The sequence below is a fragment of the Chloroflexota bacterium genome (genome assembly GCA_016875875.1).
Classification (GTDB): domain Bacteria; phylum Chloroflexota; class Dehalococcoidia; order GIF9; family UBA5629; genus 9FT-COMBO-48-23.
The window spans coordinates 46,302-69,918 of record VGOP01000002.1 but is presented as its reverse complement, the minus strand read 5'-3'; the positions used below and the strand labels follow the sequence as shown (position 1 = coordinate 69,918).

General features: G+C 48.0%; 23 protein-coding genes and 1 pseudogene. 6 read left to right on the top strand and 18 right to left on the bottom strand.

The genetic code is table 11. The features are described 5' to 3' along the window. Window positions 1-43 precede the first annotated feature (43 nt). Window positions 44-526, top strand: a complete 483-nt coding sequence (locus FJ023_01770; GenBank protein MBM4446065.1) for an MGMT family protein — start codon at window positions 44-46, stop codon at window positions 524-526. 14 nt (window positions 527-540) lie between these two features. On the opposite strand, the gene dapA is transcribed toward FJ023_01770, so the two are convergent. Genes dapA through rpsO form a run of 5 tightly spaced genes read right to left on the bottom strand, consistent with a single transcriptional unit; the run spans window position 541 to window position 5,864 of the window. Next, complete coding sequence (dapA, locus tag FJ023_01765; GenBank protein ID MBM4446064.1) at window positions 541-1,443, bottom strand: 4-hydroxy-tetrahydrodipicolinate synthase; 903 nt, start codon at window positions 1,441-1,443, stop codon at window positions 541-543. Window positions 1,444-1,465: 22 nt separating this feature from the next. Next, a complete protein-coding gene (locus FJ023_01760; GenBank protein MBM4446063.1) occupies window positions 1,466-2,491 on the bottom strand; it encodes an aspartate-semialdehyde dehydrogenase in 1,026 nt (341 codons plus the stop codon). Beyond that, on the bottom strand, window positions 2,478-3,296 hold the full coding sequence (locus tag FJ023_01755; protein ID MBM4446062.1) for a 4-hydroxy-tetrahydrodipicolinate reductase: 819 nt from the start codon (window positions 3,294-3,296) through the stop codon (window positions 2,478-2,480). The genes FJ023_01760 and FJ023_01755 overlap by 14 nt, the downstream gene beginning before the upstream one ends. 51 nt (window positions 3,297-3,347) lie before the next feature. Continuing rightward, window positions 3,348-5,549: a polyribonucleotide nucleotidyltransferase gene (locus FJ023_01750; protein MBM4446061.1), complete on the bottom strand. Its 2,202-nt coding sequence runs from the start codon at window positions 5,547-5,549 to the stop codon at window positions 3,348-3,350. Between the two features lie 24 nt (window positions 5,550-5,573). Further along, the gene (rpsO, locus tag FJ023_01745) at window positions 5,574-5,864 is read right to left on the bottom strand and encodes a 30S ribosomal protein S15 (GenBank protein MBM4446060.1); all 291 of its coding nucleotides are present in this window, start codon (window positions 5,862-5,864) and stop codon (window positions 5,574-5,576) included. A gap of 158 nt (window positions 5,865-6,022) precedes the next feature. On the opposite strand from rpsO, the gene dnaX reads away from it, so the two are divergent. The 4 genes from dnaX to recO are packed head-to-tail and all read left to right on the top strand — an operon-like array spanning window position 6,023 to window position 9,355. Continuing rightward, window positions 6,023-7,645, top strand: coding sequence for a DNA polymerase III subunit gamma/tau (gene dnaX / locus FJ023_01740; GenBank protein ID MBM4446059.1), 1,623 nt, complete (start codon window positions 6,023-6,025; stop codon window positions 7,643-7,645). Then, a complete protein-coding gene (locus FJ023_01735; protein ID MBM4446058.1) occupies window positions 7,642-7,947 on the top strand; it encodes a YbaB/EbfC family nucleoid-associated protein in 306 nt (101 codons plus the stop codon). Before dnaX ends, FJ023_01735 begins: the two co-directional genes overlap by 4 nt. A gap of 28 nt (window positions 7,948-7,975) precedes the next feature. Further along, window positions 7,976-8,572 (top strand): recombination protein RecR, encoded by a 597-nt coding sequence (recR, locus tag FJ023_01730; protein ID MBM4446057.1) that lies wholly within the window; start codon window positions 7,976-7,978, stop codon window positions 8,570-8,572. Between the two features lie 12 nt (window positions 8,573-8,584). Next, on the top strand, window positions 8,585-9,355 hold the full coding sequence (gene recO, locus FJ023_01725; GenBank protein ID MBM4446056.1) for a DNA repair protein RecO: 771 nt from the start codon (window positions 8,585-8,587) through the stop codon (window positions 9,353-9,355). A 55-nt stretch (window positions 9,356-9,410) separates the two neighbouring features. On the opposite strand, the gene FJ023_01720 is transcribed toward recO, so the two are convergent. Then, window positions 9,411-12,929 (bottom strand): PAS domain S-box protein, encoded by a 3,519-nt coding sequence (locus FJ023_01720; GenBank protein ID MBM4446055.1) that lies wholly within the window; start codon window positions 12,927-12,929, stop codon window positions 9,411-9,413. 281 nt (window positions 12,930-13,210) lie between these two features. On the opposite strand from FJ023_01720, the gene FJ023_01715 reads away from it, so the two are divergent. Continuing rightward, entirely contained in the window at window positions 13,211-15,262 is a 2,052-nt protein-coding gene (locus FJ023_01715; GenBank protein MBM4446054.1) for a M28 family peptidase, read from the top strand. Window positions 15,263-15,309: 47 nt separating this feature from the next. Here FJ023_01715 and FJ023_01710 read toward each other — a convergent pair whose 3' ends face one another. The 12 genes and pseudogenes from FJ023_01710 to FJ023_01655 form a co-directional block, all read right to left on the bottom strand. Next, on the bottom strand, window positions 15,310-15,552 hold the full coding sequence (locus tag FJ023_01710; GenBank protein MBM4446053.1) for a hypothetical protein: 243 nt from the start codon (window positions 15,550-15,552) through the stop codon (window positions 15,310-15,312). Beyond that, window positions 15,549-16,232: an oxidoreductase gene (locus tag FJ023_01705; protein MBM4446052.1), complete on the bottom strand. Its 684-nt coding sequence runs from the start codon at window positions 16,230-16,232 to the stop codon at window positions 15,549-15,551. The genes FJ023_01710 and FJ023_01705 overlap by 4 nt, the downstream gene beginning before the upstream one ends. 2 nt (window positions 16,233-16,234) lie before the next feature. Then, complete coding sequence (gene wrbA / locus FJ023_01700) at window positions 16,235-16,849, bottom strand: NAD(P)H:quinone oxidoreductase (protein ID MBM4446051.1); 615 nt, start codon at window positions 16,847-16,849, stop codon at window positions 16,235-16,237. A gap of 43 nt (window positions 16,850-16,892) precedes the next feature. Beyond that, the gene (locus FJ023_01695) at window positions 16,893-17,141 is read right to left on the bottom strand and encodes a hypothetical protein (protein MBM4446050.1); all 249 of its coding nucleotides are present in this window, start codon (window positions 17,139-17,141) and stop codon (window positions 16,893-16,895) included. A 30-nt stretch (window positions 17,142-17,171) separates the two neighbouring features. Then, a complete protein-coding gene (locus FJ023_01690) occupies window positions 17,172-17,957 on the bottom strand; it encodes a DOMON domain-containing protein (GenBank protein MBM4446049.1) in 786 nt (261 codons plus the stop codon). Further along, entirely contained in the window at window positions 17,836-18,261 is a 426-nt protein-coding gene (locus tag FJ023_01685; GenBank protein MBM4446048.1) for a CoA-binding protein, read from the bottom strand. The genes FJ023_01690 and FJ023_01685 overlap by 122 nt, the downstream gene beginning before the upstream one ends. Before the next feature lie 3 nt (window positions 18,262-18,264). Next, a complete protein-coding gene (locus tag FJ023_01680; protein ID MBM4446047.1) occupies window positions 18,265-18,789 on the bottom strand; it encodes a type 1 glutamine amidotransferase in 525 nt (174 codons plus the stop codon). Between the two features lie 67 nt (window positions 18,790-18,856). After that, window positions 18,857-19,204, bottom strand: coding sequence for a Rieske 2Fe-2S domain-containing protein (locus FJ023_01675; protein MBM4446046.1), 348 nt, complete (start codon window positions 19,202-19,204; stop codon window positions 18,857-18,859). 30 nt (window positions 19,205-19,234) lie between these two features. Beyond that, entirely contained in the window at window positions 19,235-19,813 is a 579-nt protein-coding gene (locus FJ023_01670) for a superoxide dismutase (GenBank protein ID MBM4446045.1), read from the bottom strand. Between the two features lie 31 nt (window positions 19,814-19,844). Further along, entirely contained in the window at window positions 19,845-19,970 is a 126-nt protein-coding gene (locus FJ023_01665) for a desulfoferrodoxin FeS4 iron-binding domain-containing protein (protein MBM4446044.1), read from the bottom strand. An 84-nt stretch (window positions 19,971-20,054) separates the two neighbouring features. After that, window positions 20,055-20,894, bottom strand: coding sequence for a ferritin-like domain-containing protein (locus FJ023_01660; protein MBM4446043.1), 840 nt, complete (start codon window positions 20,892-20,894; stop codon window positions 20,055-20,057). Window positions 20,895-21,156: 262 nt separating this feature from the next. Further along, window positions 21,157-23,583 (bottom strand): annotated as a pseudogene (locus tag FJ023_01655) (copper-translocating P-type ATPase). Window positions 23,584-23,617: the final 34 nt, after the last annotated feature.

Below are 23,617 nucleotides of genomic sequence, written 5' to 3'. Positions count from 1 at the left end.
TCTAAGTTTTAAGGCAAATCCCTGTTGACAACGAGATAAGATCATGCCTAAACCGCGTAAAACCTGGCGACAGAAGCTAGAAGAAGAACATCCTGAGCATGGTAAAATAGTTAATATTCCCCCAAAAATGCAAAACAGATTTGGCACCGGCAAAATGCTTATCCCCAAGCCGCTGGATATTGATGCATTAATCAATAAAGTCCCGAAAGGGAAACTTGTCACTGTGACCCAGATCAGGGATAAATTAGCCGAAGATGCGCACGCCGATTGCTCTTGCCCTATGACAACCGGGATTTTCCTTCGCATTGTTGCCGAAGTAGCAGAAGAGGACTTTAAAAGCGAAAAGGGTAAGGTAACGCCCTACTGGCGCGTGATTAAGGCAGATGGTAGCTTGAATGAAAAATTTCCCGGCGGTGTGCAAGCTCAAGCTGCTCACTTAAAAGAAGAGGGCCATATCATCGAGCCAAACAGAGGCAAAAAGCCACCTCGGGTAAAGAACTTCGAAAAATCCTTGCAGAAGCTGTGACTACAAATCCAAACTTAAGCCCTAACAGCTATTAGCAAGTCAATCTTGTAGCTCTTCAAAGTCTGCTCAATGACAGCCTTGGATTTCTCGTCAGGCTCAGTGAGTGGCAAGCGGGGCTTACCTACGAAAAAGCCTAAGTAATTCAAGGCATATTTGACTGGTATCGGATTGGCAACAACAAACATGGCATTAACCAAAGGTAACAAATTACGATGTACGGCTGCTGCCTTTTCGATATTGCCCTGAAAATAATCAACCACCATCTGTTTGAATTGAAGCCCGACTAAATGCGAAATCACGCTGATAACCCCATAGCCACCCAGACATAGTATGGGAAATGTGTCACCATCATTACCACTATAAACCAGGAAACCCTTCTTAGCTCCTTGTATAATCCTGGCTATCTGCTCAAGATTAGCACTAGCTTCCTTCACTCCAACGATATTATCAATCTGGCTAAGCCTGACGCAGGTTTCAGCAGCCAAGCTGGTAACAGTGCGTGACGGAACATTGTAGAGGATGCATGGTAAACTTGTTACCCCAGCGATAGCCTTAAAATGCTCGTACAAACCATCCTGAGTAGGACGATTATAATATGGAACAACCAAAAGACAGCCATCGACTCCAGCCTTCTCCGCCTCTTTGGTCAGCTCTATGCTCTCTGCTGTGCTGTAATTACCGGTGCCAGCTATGACTGTGCCCCGGTTACCAACGGCTGACTTGACTTCGGCAAAAAGGCGTAGCTTTTCCTCACGCGTAAGAGTCGGACATTCCCCGGTAGTACCCGAGACAACGAGTCCATCACTGCCTGAATCGAGCAGGGCTTTTGCCAGCTTTTTGGCCTGTGTGTAATCAACTTTACCTTTAGCATCAAATGGAGTAACCATTGCTGTGAGCAAGCGACCGAACTTTTTCATCATCGGCCTCCGTATATGTAGTCTATTTCCCACCCTTAACCCAGCCCCGCCGTGCTGCTTCTTCAGCAATCTGGACAGCATTGAGGGCAGCACCTTTACGTAAATTATCAGCCACAACCCACATTACCAATCCCTTGGGCTGAGAGGCATCAGCCCGTATGCGCCCCACATAAACATCGTCTGAACCCACAGCCAGCCAGGGCTGTGGATAAAGGCTAACATTAGGGTCATCAAGCACCTTGACGCCAGGAGCCTGAGCCAATATATGTCTTGCCTCTTCAGGGCTCATAGGGTCAGTAAATTCGATATTTACTGCCTCACTATGCCCAATAAAAACAGGCACTCTGACACAGGTTGCTGAAATGGCTATATCAGGAGCATGCATTATCTTGCGAGTCTCTTCCACCATCTTCCACTCTTCTTTAGTATAGCCATTATCCAAGAAAACATCTATCTCTGGTAGTAAATTGAATCCAATTTGGTGAGGATAGACATGAGGAACGACATTTTGTCCCTCCAAAACTAACTTAGCTTGGGTAGTCAATTCTTCCATGGCTGCTGCGCCAGTGCCCGACACCGACTGATATGTAGAGACGACGATCCGTTTTATTGGGTTAACTTTATGCAGTGGATAAAGCGCCACTACCATTTGAATAGTAGAACAATTCGGATTGGCAATAATCCCTTCGTGCAACCTTATGTCTTCAGGGTTTATCTCAGTTACAACCAGAGGTACTTTTGGCTCCATCCTGAAAGCTGCGCTATTGTCAACGACTAAAGCACCAGACTTAGCAGCAATTGGTGAAAAATAGCGACTAATCTCAGAACCAGCCGAAAAAAGGGCAATATCAATGTTATGAAAAGACTCGGGGCTGGTCTCCTTAACCTCGAGCTCTTTATGACCGACATAAAGTCTCTTGCCTGCTGACCGGTCGGAGGCATAGAGATTCACCGATGCCACGGGAAAATTGCGCTGCTGCAGAACCTTAATGAACTCCTGCCCGACCATCCCGGTAGCACCGACAATAGCCACATTATATGCCTTCATCGCTCCCCCTTAAATTCAACAGGGTATCCAATCCGTAAACCAATCCTCGTCGATTCACTACTTCTTTTATTGCCATAATAACGCCTGGCATATAACACTCCCGCCCTATAGTATCATGACGAACGCTCAGCGTTTGCCCCTGCCCTCCAAACACAACCTCCTGACTGGCAACAAATCCAGGTAATCTTACGCTATGGATGGTTATGCCGTCAACCTCCCCACCACGAGTGCCGCTGAGTGTTTCTTTTTTGGTTTTTGAATAAAGGAAGGGCTTGCCTCGCGATTGCAGCATAGCCTTTGCGGTAGCCAGTGCAGTCCCCGATGGTGCATCAGCTTTCTCGTGATGATGCATTTCAATTATATCAACGTAGTCAAAGAACTTGGCTGCCGCCTTAACCGCATTTAATAGCACTGCTGCCCCGATGGTAAAGTTAGGGGCTACTACGGCACCTACCTTGTTGGCTTTTGACAGTTGGGCAATCTCTTTGAGATTGTCGTCTGAAAGTCCCGATGTGCCTATAACAACGTTAATACCCCGTTTAAGGGCAATACGAGACGCCGATATTGCGGCTTCAGCAATGGTGAAATCTAGCAGCACTTTTGGATGGCATATTTCAAGAAGCGAGTTCAGATTGGAAGAAAGAGGCACCTTCTTTAAACCATCAGGCAAAGTCAGATGCTCTTGAGTCGCCTTAATGTCAACACCACCAACCAATTCTAGTTCAGGGTCTCGACATATCGCAGCCGTGGCCTCCCTACCCATCTTGCCTAAGGCTCCATGCAACAACACTGTTATCGGTTCCATTTCCCACCCCCTCAATGCTTTTTCATGAAAGCAAAGGCTTTTTAACGCCACTTAGTAACGCCGACGGCGGCTATCTCGGCTATCCCGCTGCTGAGCAACAGGGCGGTTTCTTTGCGGTCTATGGGGAGGACGACCTGTTGCAGTAGAATCCGCAACTTTAGCTCCTGGAACTTGTGACAAATCTGAAAAAACTGCCCGTCGTGACAGATTGACCCTGCCCAGATGGTCAATTTCGATAACTTTAACCATAATCTCATCGCCTACCTTCACAATATCCTCCACCTTGTCCACGTGATAATCAGCCAGCTCACTGATATGAACTAATCCTTCTTTTCCAGGCAGAATCTCGACAAAAGCGCCAAAGTTTGTCAAACGAGTCACCTTTCCAGTATAAACACCGCCAACTTCCACATCTCGAGTCAGGCTCTCTATTTTTTCGATTGCTTTCTGAGCTGCTTCCTGACTGGGTGAGCCGATAATCACCGTCCCATCGTTATCAACATCTATGGTCACCTTCGCCTCATCAATTATGGACCGAATGGTCTTGCCCCCAGGTCCAATCACGGCACCGATCTTGCTCGGGTCAATAGTCATCTTATACATTCTGGGCGCATAAGGGCTAAGTTCAAGCCGGCTGGTGCTGATAGTCTGCCTCAGCTTACCAAGTATTTCCCTATATGCCTCACGCGCCTGCTTTATCGCTTCAGCCAAAATCTCATATCTTATGCCTCTAAGCTTGATGTCCAATTGGAGAGCCGTAATCCCCTGGCTGGTACCGGCCACCTTGAAGTCCATATCACCGTAGGCATCCTCCATGCCCTCAATATCAGTAAGGATGACATAGTTGTTATCCTCACTGGTAACTAGCCCCATAGCTATCCCCGCCACAGGAGCCTTGATGGGCACACCAGCATCCATTAAAGCTAGAGTTGAGCTGCAGACACTCGCCATAGAAGTGCTGCCATTAGAGCTAAGTACCTCAGAAACCAATCGTATCGTATAAGAAAACTCGTTTTCGCTGGGTATCACCGGGGCCAGAGATCTTTCCGCCAGAGCACCATGTCCTATTTCACGTCGTCCTGGCGACCCAAGGCGCTTTACCTCACCAGTAGAAAAGGGTGGAAAGTTATAGTGGTGCATGAAACGCTTTGTCGCCTCCAATCCCAAGCCATCAATCAATTGCTCTTGACGTAGAGAACCTAAAGTGGTTATGGTCAATACCTGAGTGAGCCCTCTGCTGAACAACCCTGAGCCATGAGTACGCGGCAGGAAACCGACTTCACCAGTAATGTGACGTACCTCCTTGGGTTGGCGGCCATCAAGGTGCTGTTTCTTTTCCAAAATGCTCGCTCTAGCTGCCTTTTTAATTTGGTCTTCGAGAGCAGCATTAATATCAGCTTCAGGAAATGGCTCCCTTAGCTTCTCGATGGCTTCCTGTTTAACCGCCTCAATTGCCTTTTCGCGTTCGGCTCGTTCCATATGACTAACGGCCTGAGTCAACTTGGTTCCAAACTCAGAAGAGACAGCAGCTATTAGTTCGGGAGCAATACCATCCGCCTTCATCTCCATCTTAGGCTTGCCATAAACCTGCCGCAAACGTTCCTGGAATCTTATAATCTCCTGATTCGCCTCGTGCCCAAACTTAATCGCTTCTAGAACTATCTCCTCAGAAACTTCCTTGGCTCCTGCTTCCACCATGACTATGGCTTCTCTGGTGCTGACAACAACAAGGTCCAACAGGCTATCGTTCAGCTGAGGCAATGTTGGATTTAACACAAGGTTGCCGTCGAGATAGCCGACACGCACCGCACCTACCGGACCATAGAACGGGATTGAAGAAAGAGTCATCGCAGCTGAAGCTCCGCTGACCGCTAGTATATCAGGGTCATTTTCCTGGTCAGTGGAAAGAACAGTAACCACAATCTGAACATCGTTATGCAAATTCTTGTCAAAAAGTGGACGTAGACTGCGATCGGTTAGTCGTCCGGCTAGGGTTGCCTCTTGACTGGGGCGTCCCTCTCGTCTTATGAAGCTCCCGGGAATCTTGCCAACAGCATAATGCCTTTCCTCATAATCTATAGTCAGATGGACGAAATCACCATTTCCGCGGGGCTCATCAGTAACACAGACAGTGACCAATACCACGGTATCACCGTAGCGAACAGTAACAGCGCTGTCAGCTTGCGTGGCTAACTTGCCTGTCTCAATAGTTAGCAACCTGCCCCCAATTTCACATTTGTCAGACTCAAACATAATCCACCCAAAATACCTGGTAACTTATTTCCTCAAACCTAACCTGGTGATAAGACTGCGGTAACGTTTGACATCGCTCTTGGAAACATAAGCGAGCAAGCGCCTTCGTTGTCCTATCAACTTTAGAAGACCACGACGGGTGTGCTGGTCATGAGGATGCACTTTCAAATGCTCAGCCAGTTGGTTTATCCTCTCCGTAAGCACTGCCACCTGAACCTCAGCAGAGCCGGTATCACCATCGTGAATTTTAAAGTCTGAGATGACAGCTCCCTTCTTCTCTTTGTCCAAATTTACACTCCTTTTGTATGCGTCTATAAGGCACAATTATAACATAGCTACAAAAGCAATGCACGGTTCCTTTGCATCATATCCCCCCTTTCCTTGAAAGGAGAGGGGAATTAAGAGAGATGAGTTCAAAAATTATTAACCAAACTCTTTAGGAATCAGCACACATAGAGTATAATAAGGGCAGCATGACTTCCCAAGTTTTCTACCGCAAATGGCGCCCCCAGACCTTGTCTCAAGTAGTAGGACAAGAGCATGTTACCCAAACACTGCGTCACGCTGTAGCTAGCGGGCGAGTAGCCCATGCCTATCTTTTCTGTGGTCCACGAGGCACCGGTAAGACTAGCACTGGACGCATCCTGGCTAAGGCAATAAACTGCCTAAACCCCGAGGAGGGCGAGCCGTGCAATGGCTGCGCATTGTGTAAGGCAATTAACGAAGGTAGCGCTCCTGATATCATAGAAATAGACGCAGCTAGCAACAGGGGCATTGATGAAATTCGTGACCTGAGAGAAAAAGTCAATTATTCTCCAAATCTGGCTCGCTACAAGGTCTACATTATAGACGAAGTCCACATGATAACTAAAGAAGCGTCCAATGCCTTCCTTAAGACCCTGGAGGAGCCACCTCCCCACGCTATATTCATTCTGGCAACTACGGAACCTCACAAAGTCCTGCCAACCATCCTATCACGATGTCAGCGGTTTGATTTCCACCGTCTCTCCCAATCATCAGTTATCTCCAAGCTCAATCTTGTCTGCGAAAAAGAGGATGTGCATATTGTGCCCGAAGCCTTAAGGCTTATTGCCAAAGTAACTACCGGCAGCCTCCGCGACGCCGAAAATCTACTGGAGCAACTGGTTACCTACTATGGGCATGAGATCGAGCTGCACCAGGTACAAGAGATGCTAGGCATTAGTGGAGACCTGCGTATTGGAGAGTTAGCCAAAAATATCGTCAATAAAGATATCACTGCCGGTCTTAAGACCATTAACAGCATCACCAGTGACGGACTTGACCTCCGCCAATTTAATCGTGAACTGGTGGATTATCTCCGAGAGATGCTTCTGGTTAAGTCTGGCTCAGAAGAAGTGATTGATGTTACCAGCGACGACTTAATTGAAATTAAAGAGCTGGCAGCAAACGCCAGCCTGGATTACCTGCTGACAGCAGTCAAGCGCTTCGGTGAGATAGACCTTCGCCTGGATAACTATTCCCCTCTACCCTTAGAATTGGCCCTCGTTGACTGCATATTGTCTGTGGCCGGAGACAAGCAGTTGGTCAAACCTAAACAGTCTGAGTCAGAAAAGCTGGCCACGGTGGCTAGCCGACCAACCAAATCAACCAGGTCGGCTCCAAAGGCTAAAGCTCCGACGCCAGCAGAAAGCACTGAAATTGAAGCGGAACCAAGCGGAACCAAGGGAACTCCGGAGGCGATGTCTTCTCCAGAAATCGACCAACTGCGCGACCGCTGGAAAGATTTTGTTAATGCCATGCGCGGTGAGGGCTCGAAAGGCAACCTGGATGCCTTTTTACGTAGCGCTTGCGAACCTCTAGCTATTGAAGATAACACTTTAATATTAGGTTTTTATCACGAATTTCACAAGAAATATATCGAAGACCCCAAGTATAGGCATCTGGTGGAAAAGAAGCTACGAGAGGTCTTCGGACGTTCCTATCAGGTGCGTTGCGTTCTTACTAACCCCAGCGGGAAAGTCAAAATGGAAACAGAGAGCCCTCTAGTGAAAACTGCTAAAGAAAGCTATGGAGCTAAAGTTGTTGGCAGGAAGCCCAGAACGGAGGAGGAATGAACAAGTTTGTTTTACGCCAGGCACAGGAATTACAGGCTAAGCTAGCCAAGGCTCAGCAAGAGCTAGCTGATATGACTGCTGAAGTAAGCTCAGGAGGCGGAGCCATCAAGATAGTGGTTGATGGCCAGCAAAGAATTCGCTCAGTGAGTATATCGCCAGCAGTTATAAACGCTGAAGATGCTGAGATGCTCGAGGACCTGGTCGTGGCAGCAGTGAATGAAGCTATTCAAAAATCCCAGGAGCTCGCTGCCAGCCACCTGAGCAGTATAACCGGTGGACTCAAGATTCCGGGGCTGTTCTAAGGAGGCAAGACTTTTGAGCACTGATTTAATGCCCGCTGCCGAACCCATAGCCAGATTAATAGAAGAACTCAACAAGCTGCCAGGTATAGGGCCCAAAAGTGCCCAGCGGCTGACCTATTATCTGCTCCGAGCACCTGCAAATGAAGTTGGTGCCTTAGCTGACGCTATCAAAAACCTAAAAGAAAAAATGGTTTTGTGTTCCATTTGTCTCAATATCACCGATTCCGACCCCTGCACTATCTGCCGCGATGAAGAACGCGACCGTACCAAAATCTGCATCGTCGAAGAGCCTATAGATATCCTTCCCCTGGAACGCACCAGAAAATACAAAGGACTTTACCATGTGCTTCACGGCGTCATCGCCCCGACCGACGGGATAGGTCCTGATGAGCTGAAAGTTAATGAGCTGTTATCACGCCTCAACGCCGGCCTGGTGACAGAGGTGATACTGGCAACCAATCCCAACATAGAAGGAGAAGCCACCGCCATGTACCTCCAGCGCCTGATTGCCCCGCTTGGTATTCGAGTCACCCGGCTGGCTCGCGGTTTACCCTACGGTGGTGACCTGGAATATGCTGATGATGTCACCCTTAGCCGTGCCTTAGAAGGCAGGCAAGAAATGTAACCAACGTAGATTATGACGGCACCCCGCGTTTACCAAACAGAAGCTATTATCATCAAGCGAATTAAGCTGGGCGAAGCCGATAGAATACTTACCCTTTATACACCTGAACTGGGCAAACTGAAAGCAGTAGCCAAAGGGACACGCCGTCCCCAAAGCAAGCTGGGCGGCCACGTAGAGCTTCTCACTCACAGCCACCTGATGCTGGCTCGGGGCCGCAACCTCGACATCATCACTCAAGCCCAGACCATCAATAACTTTTTGGCCATAAAGGATGATTTAGAACGTATTTCATGCGGTCTCTACATCGCAGAACTGGTTGACTCCTTTACCGGCGAGCGCATCGAAGACCGCCGCCTCTTTGACCTGATGTTGGAAGCCCTACAACAGTTGTCCCAGTCCAACGATTGCGAGCCTATTCTACGCTATTTTGAACTTCACCTTCTCGACCATCTCGGCTATCGTCCCCAGCTACAGCAATGTACAGAATGCAATTTACCTTTGAAGCCGGAGACCAATTTCTTCAGTCCCAGCCAAGGTGGTGTCCTCTGCCACGATTGCGGTTTTCACGAGCCAGTGGCGCGCCCACTATCCCTAAATGCCTTAAAGGTGCTGCGCCTGTGGCAGAATTGCGACTTTGCCACTGCTAGGCGAGTAAAAATAAATCCAGAGCTAGCCACGGAGCTGGAACAACTGATGCGGGAATATCTCAAATACCTTCTGGAAAGGCAGCTCAAATCAACAGCCTGGCTTGACAAGCTAAAGCAGGAAAGGCAGCACAAATAGAGCCAAAATTCTCTCGCTTGAAGAGAGACGCCGGGTTAGGATGAGTTTCAGCAAGTCACCCCCTGACTAATATGCGGTTTACCTCTATCTTCAACTGCTTGGCATCAAACGGCTTGATAATATAAGGCGCTTTGGTCTTGGAAAGAAAGGCCATGGTGCTCGCTCCCATAACATCGCCGGTTATAAAAACTACCCTCTCAGCCAAAGCCAGTGATATCTTTTGAAAATGCCTGTACAACTCAATGCCATTCATGCCCGGCATCTTGATATCCAGCATGATGACCTGGTACTCCTTACTCTTAACCTGTTCCAACGCATCTTCAGCGCTATCTAAAGCTTCCACCTCATGCCCTTCATCCATCAGCATCTGGCTTACGAACTGTCTTATCACCGCCTCATCATCTACCACCAGTATCTTAGCCTTGAGCACCTTATGAGGCTCTTCGATGACAGGCTCAGGCATCTCCAACTGCTTGTGCTCAGTAACTATGGGCAATTCCACAATTAAGGTAGCGCCTTTGCCTAGGTGGCTTTCAGCCCATATCCTGCCTTTATGTTCGTTTACTATGCCATGACAGACGCTCAAGCCAAGCCCTGTCCCTTGACCTACCTTTCTAGTGGTGAAGAAGGGGTTAAATATCTTCTCAAGATTTTCCTTGGCTATCCCCAGACCATTGTCTTTAAAAGACACTCTTATGTTGTTATCCATCTCCTCTGTCTTAATTGCCAGCTTGCCGCCACCGTGGGCTAATTTGACCTCTGTTTCGGCATTCATAATTAAATTGAGAAACACCTGCTGGAGTTGACCGGGGTCAGCGACAGTCATGGGCAAATCAGGGTCAAGCTGGAGGACAACCTTTACATTATTGTTCTGCAAAGAATAAGCTCGCAGGTCAAGCGTGGTGTTTATGATTTCGTTAACATCAACATATGTCCGTTCCGGCTTGGTCTGACGGGCGAAGATAAGCATTTTTCTGATAATTCCGGCTACCCGCTGAGCGCCTTCATTAATAACTTCCACATCTCGCCTTATATCCTCAGGGATATCTTTTCTATCTAATAGCAAGTGGGCATAACCAATCACTGCGGTGAGAGGGTTATTTATCTCGTGGGCGACACCTGATGCCAACTCACCAACAGAAGCCAAGCGACTGGAGAACTGAGCCCTCTGCTCCAGTTGCCTTAGTTCTTGTTCTGCCTTCTTGCGCTCGGTGATGTCAGTTATCATCCCCAGAATAGCGTGCCCTCCACCGTATGTGATCAGCTTTGTAGCCAGTATCGAGTTGACTCGTCTTCCATCTTTAGTGAGAAGCGTATATTCTAGTTGTTCGGACTCGAATCCTTTCTTATGACGCTCGAAAGCTACCCTCACCTGTTCCCTAAATTCGGGCGCAATCAGTGTTATGAAGTCGAAATCGTGAGAGCACAACTCTTCCCTCGTGTAACCCATGACTTCTTCACATTTCATATTGGCATAAACTACTGGCCCCATCTTGTTAATGAAAATCATGTTTGGTGACTCTTCTGCCAGGGTTCGGAATTTCTCTTCAGACTCCTGCAATGCCTCCTCAGCTAGCTTACGCTCGGTGATGTCGCGGCTGACCCCCCGAAATCCGATGATTCCGCCGTTTTCATCTCGCAGAGGGAAGACCGCGTCCTCGGTGAGTATTCGCGTTCCGTCCTTTCTAATCTGTTCCGAATGAAACAATTTGAGTGGCTCACCAGTGCGATACACCTTATTGTAGGCCTCAAACACCTTTTTGGTATTCTCAGATGGCGTGTAAGCCTTGTAGCTCATCCCCGTTAGCTCTTCCCTGGAATAGCCTAACTGCTGACACAGTGCATCGCTAAAGAAAGTGAAGTTGCCGGCAAGGTCCACCTCATAGTAGGCCTCTTTCATTTCGTCAAGCATCGTACGGTATCGCTCTTCCGACCGCCTTAAAGCTTCAATCATCTGCAGGCGCTCGGTGACATCACGGCCGACTCCCCGAAAGCCAATTATTTCGCCCTTGTCATTTCGTAAAGGAAAGACCGAGGCTTCGGCAAGTTTTCGCGTTCCGTCCTTTCTAATCCGTTCCATAGGAAACATTTTAATCGACTCACCTGTACGATACACATTGTTATAGGTCTCAAACACTTTTTTGATATTCTCAGGGGGTGTGAAAACCCGGTAGTTCATCCCCATTAGCTCTTCTCTGGAATAGCCTAAATGGTGACACAGTGCATCACTGAAGAACGTGAAGTTGCCGGCAAGGTCCATCTCATAGTAAGCCTCTTCCATTTCCTCTAAAACAGTCCTATATCTCTCCTCTGACCGCCTTAAAGCGTCCTCCATCTGCAGGCGTTCAGCGATATCACGGCCGACTCCCCTAAAGCCGATTATCTCGCCCTTTTCGTCTCGTAAGGGGAAAACTGCGAGCTCGCCATGCCCAATACTGTCATCTTTTCGAACGGTTTTAAAATTGAAATCTCTAATTGGCTGACCTTCCCTGTAGATCTGATTAAAAGCTCTATAAACGTTCTTGACATCATCACTAGCGATGATAGCTCGGTAGTTCATACCTATCAGCTCTTCCCTGGAATACCCTAGCTGGCGACATAGTGCATCATTAACAAAAATGAAGTTGCCAGCAAGGTCAACTTCAAAGTAACCATCCTCCATCTCCTCAAGTATAGTCCGATATCTCTCCTCCGAATGTCTTAAGGCTTCCTCTGCCTTCTTGCGCTCGGTCACATCGACTGCACTAATTAAAAATCCTATCTCCTTACCGCCTTCAAATACCAAATGGTAACCTCCCGGGTAGAAAAAGGTTCGGATGTCCCCTTTGGCAATGACATCAACATCCACAGATTCAGCAGGGGTATGCTGTAAACCTTGAGCAAAGGCCTCCGCTACCTTTGCCTTACTCTCCGGGGAGATAAATTCCAGCAAATCTTTACCGATTACCTCACTCTTGTCATATCCATAGAGTGCCGCAGCTGACTCATTGGCATCAATGATTTTTCCATCTAATCCGACTAAGGCATTAGCGACCTGGCTATGTTCAAAGAGATACCTGTATCTCTCTTCTCTATCTCGCAACGTCTCCTCAACTCGCTTGCGCTCGCTGATATCACGCGCAGCAGTGAAAAAGAAGGTGTTCCCATCTACTTCAATAGTTCTAGTATGCATCTCAAATGGCACCACTGAGCCATCTTTACAATAATGCCTTACTTCAAAAAGGTCTGACCCCTGTTCCAGAATTTTCTTAATGCGTGGCTCGACCAGTTCTGAAGACTCAGGGGTCTCCAGCTTATAAAGATTAATTTTCATTAATTCTTCTATAGTGTAGCCATGCGACTTAGCTGCTGCTTCATTAACGTAAATGAGATTACCCTCAACATCATGAAGAAAGACGGGGTCGATAGCGCTTTCTAAAATCTGGATGCTTTTCTCTAAAATCTGGTCTCGCAGCTTCAACTCCTGCCCTGCGCGTTCATGTTCGGCTTCCATTGCCTCCAGCTCAGCAACCCGTTGACGCAAGGAGTCCAGTTCTTTTATTAGCTGCCCCTTTGTCTTTTCAGTGCCCTTCATCTCCCACCTCCTTAAAAAGGAATAAATATTGCCGCACGCTGCCCGAATTTCATTATACTCGCTATCTCCACTAGCTTCCAGTGCACATGTCAAATAGTTCTTCGGAAATACCAGATTCCAAATCTCAAGCAAATTCAAATACAAAATATCTCAACCTGTAAAGACCTGTCCCTCTTTTCTCAAACTGTTTTTGCATTGTGAGACATGATGACAAGTTTAACAGAAAGGTTTACAATAGGCCTCAATCTGGTACGGTTTCTCAGCCAAGGGGGTAGTAAAGGTTGGTTAACCATCTAAAGCGGCTGCTTCTCCAGTTCCTGGCCTTCTTGCTACTCTCCTTATTTTTCTCCCTTATTCCGGCACTATTGGCAGTATTAGGTAACACATCAAGCTATGCGCAGGCTCTCTTAAATATATGGTATGGCCTGCTCCCACCGATAGCCTTGCTGCTCCTGGCTTATCTCCTGTACCGCAATGAGGCTAACTGGCTGACATTTCTGGGCAGAGCCTGGATGGGAGTGGGCACTTGGTTTCTATTGCAGCTAGCCTTGGAATCCCTGACCACAGTTTCACCGCTTCTGTCGCTCTTATCGCTACCGGCTAAATTTGCCGGAGGGCTCCTGGTAAGACATCCGGTCGGCTATGTGGCTTATTTTTCTGGCTGGGGACTGTTGTCAGGGATCATCGTTTTTCTCCTCGGCGGATTAGCCCTGTACATTTTCGGCTACCGCCTCAAAAGTGAAACCTACGGGCGGATGACAAGTAACGTTAACACTAAGCCCGCCTTTGTAGTCTCAACAATCGTTCTGGTGTTCTTGCTGGTCGCAATACCTCTATCAATTTATGCCATCTCCAAACCTACCACAGGCAATTTCGTTGAAGGCGTTGCTCAACCCTCCGAAGATGAAATATATGGACATATAAAGGATGTCTACGATTTTGGCCCACGGCGACCGGGTTCGGCGTCATATCAAGACGCCGCTGCTGATTTGACTGCCTGGCTCAAAAGCTCAGCCCCCCCGGTCACTATAGAGAGCACAACATTCGACTATTGGGAAGAGAGGAAATGGCAACTGGTTATAGAGCCTAATGGAGACAATCCAACTGAAATGGAATGTTACTTCTGGCCCTACAGCGGTCAGACACCACCTGAAGGTATCACTGCCCAGCTTGTCTACTTGGGCCAGGGTACGGAAGCAGACTTTCAGGCTGTTGATGTCAAAGAAAAGATGGCACTGATATCTTTGCCGCCCATAAATATCGGCTGGAACGAACTGAAGCTATTCTCCTACATGGCTTATGACCCTGACAATCTCGCTGCTGGCAACAGCCATCCATACCCCATTGGCTGGATACTCCATTCTTTCAATATCTACCCAAGACTTGAACAAGCCGGTGCCGTAGGCGCGGTTTACATACTGGAAGATTATCCCAATATGGGACCGCTTACCTATTACGCTCCCTATGACGGCCAAATCCGCTCAGTGCCCAGCCTGTATATCCGAGAAGAAGATGGTGAAATACTTAAAAAGAGGCTGCAGGAAGGACCATTGGAAATCAATCTAGTCCTCGATGCAACCATATCCAGAGGTGGTGGAGAAGCGATCAATATCTACACTGTTCTACCGGGCAAAAGCGACAGAAACTTCATCATCTCTTCCCATTTCGACTCTCCCTGGCCCAGCGGTGTAGAGGACAGCTCCGGAGTGGGCATGGTTCTGGCTCTTGCCCGCTACTACGCCCAAGTCCCACCGGAAGAGCGCCACCGGACGATGGTTTTCTTGTTCACCGGCTCCCATTTTGTTGGAGAACCATCCAGTGATGATTTTATCGAGCGGCACAAGGAGGGAATGCTCTCAGATAGCCTCTTTTATATGTGCATCGAGCACATCGCCGACAACTGGCCTTATAGCAATTATGTAGAGGCAAGGGGCGTGTTTTTTAAGGAGAACCCCGTGGCTATCAGCCTTTATGCCGTATTGCTCCAGCGCTACGGACTTTATGGCACCCTTCTGTTTCCCACAGTAACCCCGCTTGGCGTTCCTACCGATGCCGGCCCACTCAGCCGTGAGGGATTACCCGTGGTCAGCTACATAAGCGGCCCAGTTTATCTTTTCGATGCCGCTGACACACTGGAACGTGTGCCTCGCGACCAGCTAGTACCACTGGCAAACTTGTACATCGATTTCATTGAAAACCTGAATAGATATCCAGACTTTATGCTGCGTTTCAATATCAATACGTTAGCCAGATTACTCACCGCATTCGTATTCAGCCCCCTAATCGCTATTGGCTTCGTCGCCCAGCCGAGAAGAAAAGAGGATAAGATATAGAGGGACTGGTTTTTTGTCATTGTTTGGTCTTTGAGGGAAGAAAGAAATCACGGTCGAGATGCCTTCCTGGTTTGCTGATAGATATGTAAGCCTAACAGGACTATAAATGGAATTATCAGACTGTCATGAATCTTGAAAGCCAACGGTTTGGCTAGCAACCCGAATGTCAAAAACTCAACAACCCGGTATTCCGTGATACCCAAGCCCGTTATGATATAGAGCATTATCACAACCAGCAACAACCAGTGCACCACTCGTTTGGCCAGGTTTTGCTTAAATACGTTTCTCATCTTTCAAAGAAGCCGTCGTCAAGGTCGGCACTGTTAGAATAGCCTCTACTCTCCCAATAGCCTCTATAATCGACGTCGTCAGATAGCTCGATTTCCGTTATCCATTTTATCCACTTATATCCCCATTTGCTTTCAGCCACAAGCTGAAAAGGAAAACCTCTTTCTGTGGGAAGAGTAACGCCGTTCATACTGTAGGCGACTAGTATGTCATTATTGATTATGTAATTGACGGGTAAGGAGGTTGTGTACCCATCATAGGCATGAAATATAACCACCTCCGCATCTGGCAAAACCTTTGCTTCTGCAAGCAAATCTCTCACCAGCAAACCTCTCCAAAGGATGTCTACACTCCACCCCTCAACACAATCAAGCGTTACAATTTTCTCGTAATTCTGATAGTTGTTAATGACTTCGTCGTAAGCGTAAGTCTTAGGATTTGTTACCATTCCGGTTATTTTGAGCCTGTAGCTTTCCAAATTCACATTCTGCGGGCCTTTTATGGAATTCTCTCTAAATTCATTTATTGAGGAAAGCTTTTCGCCTTGATACTCTCTTATCTCCACAGGCTGCAGTTTGCCTGCTTCACCCACAGGTTTACCTACGGCACAGGCAAAACCAGCTGCTAAAATCAATAAAAGAAACACAACCAAAACAATTACACTGCTGACTGCTCTTTTCATTTCTATCTGCCTGCGAGTTTCCTAGCTATGTTAGCTACATGCCTGCCCTGAAACCGTGCCATGGCCAGCTCGTTGTCACTGGGCATACGACTGCCATCTGGCCCTGTTATTGTCGTCGCTCCATAGGGACTGCCCCCGGTTATCTCATCTGTTGTAGTCTGGCGGGTCTCTGAGTAAGGCAGCCCCACAATCACCATCCCAAGATGAAGCAACGTAATGTGGAAGCTAATGATGGTTGTCTCCTGTCCGCCATGTTGGGTGCCGCTGGAGGTAAAGACACTGCCCACTTTGCCCACAAGAGCATTCTTTGCCCATAACCCTCCTGCCTGGTCCAGAAAATTACGCATCTGGGCACACATATTGCCGAAGCGTGTTGGGGTACCGAAGATTATGGCATCGGCATCAGCTAAATCACTTGGTTTGGCTATCGGGATGTGAACAAATGCTTCACGCGCCTTTTTAGCCCCTGATTTCTCCAAAACCTCGTCAGGAATCAATTCAGGAACTTGAAGCAGTTCTACCTCGGCTCCTTCCACTTCACGGGCACCTTCAGCTACAGCTTCCGCCATTCTGTAGATATGCCCGTACATGCTGTAGAAGACTATTTTAATCTTCATTACACCTTTCTACCCTTTGATAGCCATCCTGTTTCTAGAATGCTTAAACCGGTATGCCAAAAAAGGCGATTGCTAACAGAGCGTGAACAATCACCGATGGCCAGAATATCCACCAGATATAACAATGATACCGAAAGAAACGTTGATAAGCGGGATACTTAGTGAGCTTGCTCAACAAACTGCCGTTGGGAATGCACCGACAAGAAAAGAATATCAGCATACCCGCTAGCAGATTGACAATGCCTAAGATGAATATCAGCCTGGCAACTATTATTGATTGAAAGATTTCCATTATACATACCTCCAAGATCGCTTGTGCGGACTACAGTTCTATCTCCCCGTATCCGCGACTAACGTGCTTTTGCGTCGACTGGTCATCCAAACCATAGGACCAAATGATTTTGTTAGCACCTTTGAAGATTGAAATGTCATATTTATCGCCGGTATCCAGCAAGCGCTTGAATTCAATGGTGGTATAGCCACCTGCTTCTTTGCCGCCGAATTCGAGGATGTCATTGGCGCCGCCAAGTTCAGTATCTGGAGAATGCGGACCATAGTCTCCAGTACAGAAGAAGTCATAAATGGTGGCTTTGTCATCCTTGACAAAACCCAGCACCATATCAGCATCCTTCATCCTTGTCCCCGGTTGTATGCCCACGGCTAACCAGCCGCTCGTCTTAGCTTTCATGCCAATGTATATATAATTTCCGTCGCTAGTCCATTGTATTTCATAATCGCCAAATGTCTGCACCCCAGCATATTCCCCGGCGGTAATCACACCGTCAGCTGACCATTCGGCTGGCTGCGGTGCTGAGGGAGTAGATGGCGTTTGCGGCAAGGATGCCGACGGAGGAGCTGGCGATGGCTCTGGGGGTACCTGTAGTGGTGAACAAGCTGCACCCAAGATGACGAACAACACAGAGAATGCAACCAGTACGGCGAAACGGCGTCTGAATCTCATCCAAGAGCTCTGTTTAAAAATCATTCTATTCACCCCTTGCCTTTTTTCTACGTTCACCTCGAACAAGTTGCATGTGTTGCTTACGCATACATTTGTCCATGACCACCAAGAGCCCGGCATCTCTAACTTTAGCTGCGGCTTCCTCATTGATAACCCCTTCTTGCATCCACACCACCTTAGCCCCAATTTTTATCGCTTCGTCAACAATCGGCATCACTTCGTCCGACCTTCGGAATATATCCACCACCTCCACTTTTTCAGGTATTGAGCTGAGGTCGGGATAGCTAGTCTTGCCCAATATCTCTTGTACACTAGGGTTAACTGGAATTACATGATAACCATGTTTCATGAGATAACGAACTACCCTATAGCTGGGCCGCTCCGGATTGGACGATGCCCCAACGATAGCCACATTTCGGTATGTCTTTAAGATATCAGCTTCTAGTGAAATAGCTTATCCTCCAAGAGCCTGGATGATTGCGCGATTAAATAGCGGCAAGTCAGATGGTTTGCGAGAAGTAATGATATTGCCGTCTTTAACCATGGGCTCATCTACCCAGATGGCGCTGGCATTCTTAAGGTCTATTGTCACCGAAGGCCACGAAGTGAGACGGCGCCCCCTCACTATATCCGCTGAGATGAGCAGTTGTGGGCCATGACAAATGGCCGCTATCACCCTGCCTAAATCGTGTGCCTTCCTTACCAAATCAATCATAGGCTGGTGCAGTCGCATCTTGTCAGGGGCATAACCACCGGGGATGATGATAGCATCAAAATCATCAGCTCTAACTTTATCGGCATCGATGTCGACATTTATAGTCGCCTTGCCTCTCTTGCCCCTATAGCTCGTCTGGGAGCCGCTGCCCACTACAAACACCTGGGCACCAGCTTCCTTCACTGCCTTCAAAGGCTCGACGAGTTCGGAATCCTCAAAATCCTGCTCTGCCAGTATGGCAATACGCTTTCCCTTTAATGACATCGGCTACCCCCTACAATCAAATATTAGAGAAGCCAGCGGCGACCTTTGCTTATCAACTACCCAAAAACTAAACCTCAACCAACACTTTATCGCCTTCGACCTTAATCTTATACGCAATAGTAGATCGCGGCGACTTGAGAGTCTTTCCTATAGCAGAGAAAACACCGGAGCCCTTCAGCCAGCGGACTACATGGCCGTCACTTAAGTCAAACTGTGAGCCATGCAGTGGACAGGTGACCACAGTCCCTTCAAGACGACCTCTGGATAAATTACCACCGAAATGAGGACAGCGGTTATCAATAGCATAGTATTTATCGGCAACCTTAGCCAAGAGAATATCATGACCTTCAATTTTGACCTCTTTCATCGTCCCATTCGTAAGGTCATGCTTTTTAACCACCTCGACAAACTTCACCATATTGCACCTTCCTCGACTGGACAAACCTTACTTCAGCCGGCTTTCGGCAACAGACCAGTTTATGTTTTTAAAGAAGGCCTCGATGTAATCAGCCCGCTTCAGCCCGTAATCAGTGATGAAGGCATGTTCGAAGACATCCATTACTAAAATTGGCACACAACCAGCAGGATGGCCAACATCATGCTCATTTATCCATTGGTTGAAGAGCTTTCCGCTTACATTGTCCTCATATAAAATGACCCAGCCGATGCCGCGCATGGTACCTGTGCCCTTGAAATCCTTCTCCCAGTCCTCATAGCTACCAAAGTTCTCCGCTAGTTTCTTTACCAGCTTTCCCGACTTATCTATCGCTGCCTTGCCGCCGAGATTTTCGAAGTAATACTCATGCAACCGCATACCGTTGAATTCCCAGCCCATCCGCCGTTTCAGTTCAGCATATTCCGGCGTGCCAACCTTGCCCTCCTTCAGCATAGAAGCCAGCATATCCATCAGCTTGTTGGTATTTGTTACATAGCCCTGATAAAGGGTAAAGTGATTCTTTAGCAACGTCTCGCTAAAACCCTCCATGCCAATCAACTTGCTATAATCTTTCGCTTCGTAAGCCATTTTCCCCCTCCTTTTTCATTTCCATCTTTATTTATTTGGCTAATATCATTGGTTTACCACAACAAACCAGCTCACCACCGCCAACCTTCTTCACCTCAACCACATTCCCACAAATCTCACACCTGAAGATTTCCCCAACTGCCTTAACTTTTGCCATTTCATTCCTTCCTTTCAATATATAATTATGTGATTTCAACGATTAAATTCGATTACGGCGATTTATCGCTGCAATCTATTCTTTTTATTTCTCTACTTCCTTCAGTAGGTCGTCGAATACCTCTATATGATACAATTCGTGGTCCCTTATTCGCTTAAGCAGCTTTTTCAGGTCAGGCACGGTTACTTCTTTGGCAGCTCGGTCATATTCTGCAGCTACTTCTTTCTCAATCTTAATATCAGCGCGGAGCATGTCACCCATCTTGGTCGATTTATCAATCTTGGTATGCTCCAGTTTAGGATTACCCTTGCCGCTGACCATCTCCTCAGCCAGCCAGCCCATATGCTGCATCTCATTTATCGCCTGGTCCTGCATCTCCAGCTTCATTTCCTCATTCTTTGCCAAATATGAGTGCAGTAAATATTGCAGAACTACTGTATATTCATGTTCAATACCCCAGTTAAGAATCTTAGCCACCTTATCCTTGCGGTCACCCCGCAGGTCTTTAGCACCTTCCTTCTTTGCTTTGTCTACGAAATGGGCGAAGTCACCATGATGGGACTCCTCATCCGATAATACGCGTTTCAGCAACCGTTTTGTCTTGCGGTCACCGATAGCCTTAATGTGCTCCTTATACATAGTTATGGCATCCTTTTCCAGCAGCACATTTCTCTTCATCCAATCACTGACCGACTTGCCTTCCATGCGCATCTTGCCCCTTTTCATGCTGGGCTTACCACCTAACCCCACTATAGCATCAGCTAGCCAATCAAGATGGCGCATCTCCTCTCGGGCAATGGCTTCAATCTCACAAGCCATCTCACCTTCACCCATGGCATAGGCATGGGTCAGATACTGGATAATAGCGCCATGCTCGCCCTCGAGGTCTTCATTAAGTAAAGCAATGATTTCTTCCTTTTTCATCTGTCCCTCCGTAAATTTATTTCATTTGTCGCAAATAGGTAGATTTAATTGCAGCCCACGACTACCTGAAGAAACGCTTTAGCCCTCATTTGCTTTTCTCGGTGAGATATTTCCCAGGGTTTTGGTCGAAAGCCTTCTTACAACCCACTGCGCAGAAATAGTATTTCTTTCCTTTGTACTCGGAAGTAGCTGCAGCTTTTTTCTCGTTCACCTGCATTTTGCACACTGGGTCTACCGCCATATGCTCACCTCCTTCCATTGGTTTTTCAAACTTAGCCGGCCTGAATGTTCTTAATCTCAGCGAGTTGGACACTACAGTGATAGAACTGGCGGCCATTGCCAGAGCCGCCAGCATCGGGTTCAGGAAACCGTAATTACCGAAAACGAAGTGGAGTCCTGATGGGACAGCAGTATGCCCAAAAACAAGGTACAACAGACCTGCTGCCACCGGTATAAGTGCTGTATTGTAAGCAAAAGCCCAGAACAGGTTCTGCTTGATAGTGCTCATGGTGCGCTTGCTCAAAGATATGGCAGTTACAATGCCATCTAAATCACCACTGATCAGCGTTATATCGCCGGTTTCCATGGCAACATCTGTGCCGGTGCCTATGGCAATGCCCACATCCGCCTGTGCCAGTGCCGGAGCATCGTTAATACCATCCCCCACCATCGCCACCACCTTGCCCTCCTCCTGCAATCTTTTGACTTCCTGAGCTTTATTCTCCGGCAAAACCTCAGCCAGAACGCGGTCAATCCCCGCCTCATGAGCAATTTTCTCAGCCGTGCGACGGTTATCGCCGGTAATCATCACCACCTCAGCGTTTAATCTACGCAATGCCTCCACTGCTTCCTTGGCATTCGGTTTAAGAGTATCTGCCAGGCCAATAATGCCCGCTACCCGGCTGTTCACACCGAGGAACAACACGGTCTTACCCTGACTTAGCAGGCGTTCGGCTTCTTTCTGCATGCCATTCAGAGAAAACTTTTTTTTCTTCATCAAAGCGAGGTTGCCCAGCAAAAGCTTCTTACCCCCTGCCACGGCTTCCACGCCATGTCCCGGCATAGCCCTAAAATCTGAGACCTTAAGTAGCTTCAGGGTTTTTTCATAAGACGCTTTGACTACGGCCTCCGCCAGCGGATGCTCTGAATCATGTTCAACCGAGGCTGCTAACCGCAGAACCTCCTCTTCCGAAATGGATGGTACGGCAACTATGTCAGTTACCCTGGGTTCGCCCCGCGTCAATGTTCCTGTTTTATCCAGCAGCACAGAATTTATCTTGTGTGCCCTTTCCAGTGCCTCTCCACTCCTGATGAGGACGCCGTTCTCGGCCCCTTTGCCGGAGCCGACAATGATAGCTGTCGGAGTAGCCAGGCCTAAAGCACAGGGGCAGGCGATAATCAATACGGCCACAAAGTTAAGCAGGGCATAAGTCAGTGCTGGCGGTGGCCCCAAGAAAAACCAGACAATAAAAGTTACGATGGCAATGCCTATCACTGCCGGCACGAAGTAGCTGGCAATGACATCAGCCAGGCGCTGTATAGGTGCTTTGCTTCCCTGTGCTTCCTCTACCAGCCTTACAATACGGGCTAGAGTGGTATCCTTGCCCACCCTGGTTGCCTCGAATTGCAAGCTGCCCATCCTGTTAATAGTACCGCCGATGACCGTGTCACCAACTTTTTTGTCTACGGGGATGCTCTCTCCGGTTATCATAGACTCATCAATGCTGGAATAACCCTGACGGACGATACCATCTACAGGTATCCGCTCACCCGGCCGCACCAGTATAAGGTCACCGACCTGAACCTCTTCCACAGAAATCTCAATTTCTTTGCCATCACGTATCACGGTGGCTGTCTTTGGCTTGAGGCCAACAAGCTTTTTTATCGCCTCCGAGGTCTGTCCTCTAGCCCTAGCTTCCAAAAATCGGCCCAGGAGAATCAGGGCTATAATCATGGAGGATGTATCAAAATAAAGGCCAAGCTCTATATCTGCAGCAGCAAACAGAGAGGGAGCCAATACTGCCACCATACTATAGAAATAAGCCGCCGAAGTACCCACAGCAATAAGGGTATTCATATCGGCGGTCTTATGCTTCAGCGCTCCCCACATTCCCTTGTAGAATCGCCACCCTGTCCAGAACTGTACCGGAGTAGCTAAAGCCCAGAGCAGATAGGGTTTCCCGGGGAAATCAGGCCCCATGCTCAGCGCCATTATCACCACAGCAAAAGCTAAAGCGAAGATAAGCCTGTTTCTTAGACCTCTCGTCTCTCGCTGAGCGGCTGTGGTGACATCTTCCAGCGTTGCCGCTTCTGACCCCAATCCGTAACCGGCCTCCTCAACTGCCCGTCGCATCACAGCCACATCAGTGCCATCGACATATTCGACTGTGGCTTTCTCCGAAGCCAGGTTAACATTGGCTGAAATAACCCCGAGCACACTGGAGAGAGCTGCTTCCACACGGGCGACACAAGAGGCACAGGTCATACCACTCACAGGAAATATGGACTTCTTGGTGGCTACCTTGTAACCCAATTCCGAGATGGTTTTTGCGACCGTGGCCAGATTAACCTTCGAAGGGTCATACTCTATGGATGCCTTCTCCGAGGCAAAGCTAACATCGGCCTTTTCCACACCCGGAGTCTGGGCAAGACCTTTCTCAATAGTAGCCGCACATGTCGTGCAGGTCATACCAGTTACATGTATGCGCGCCTTCTGAGGGTTG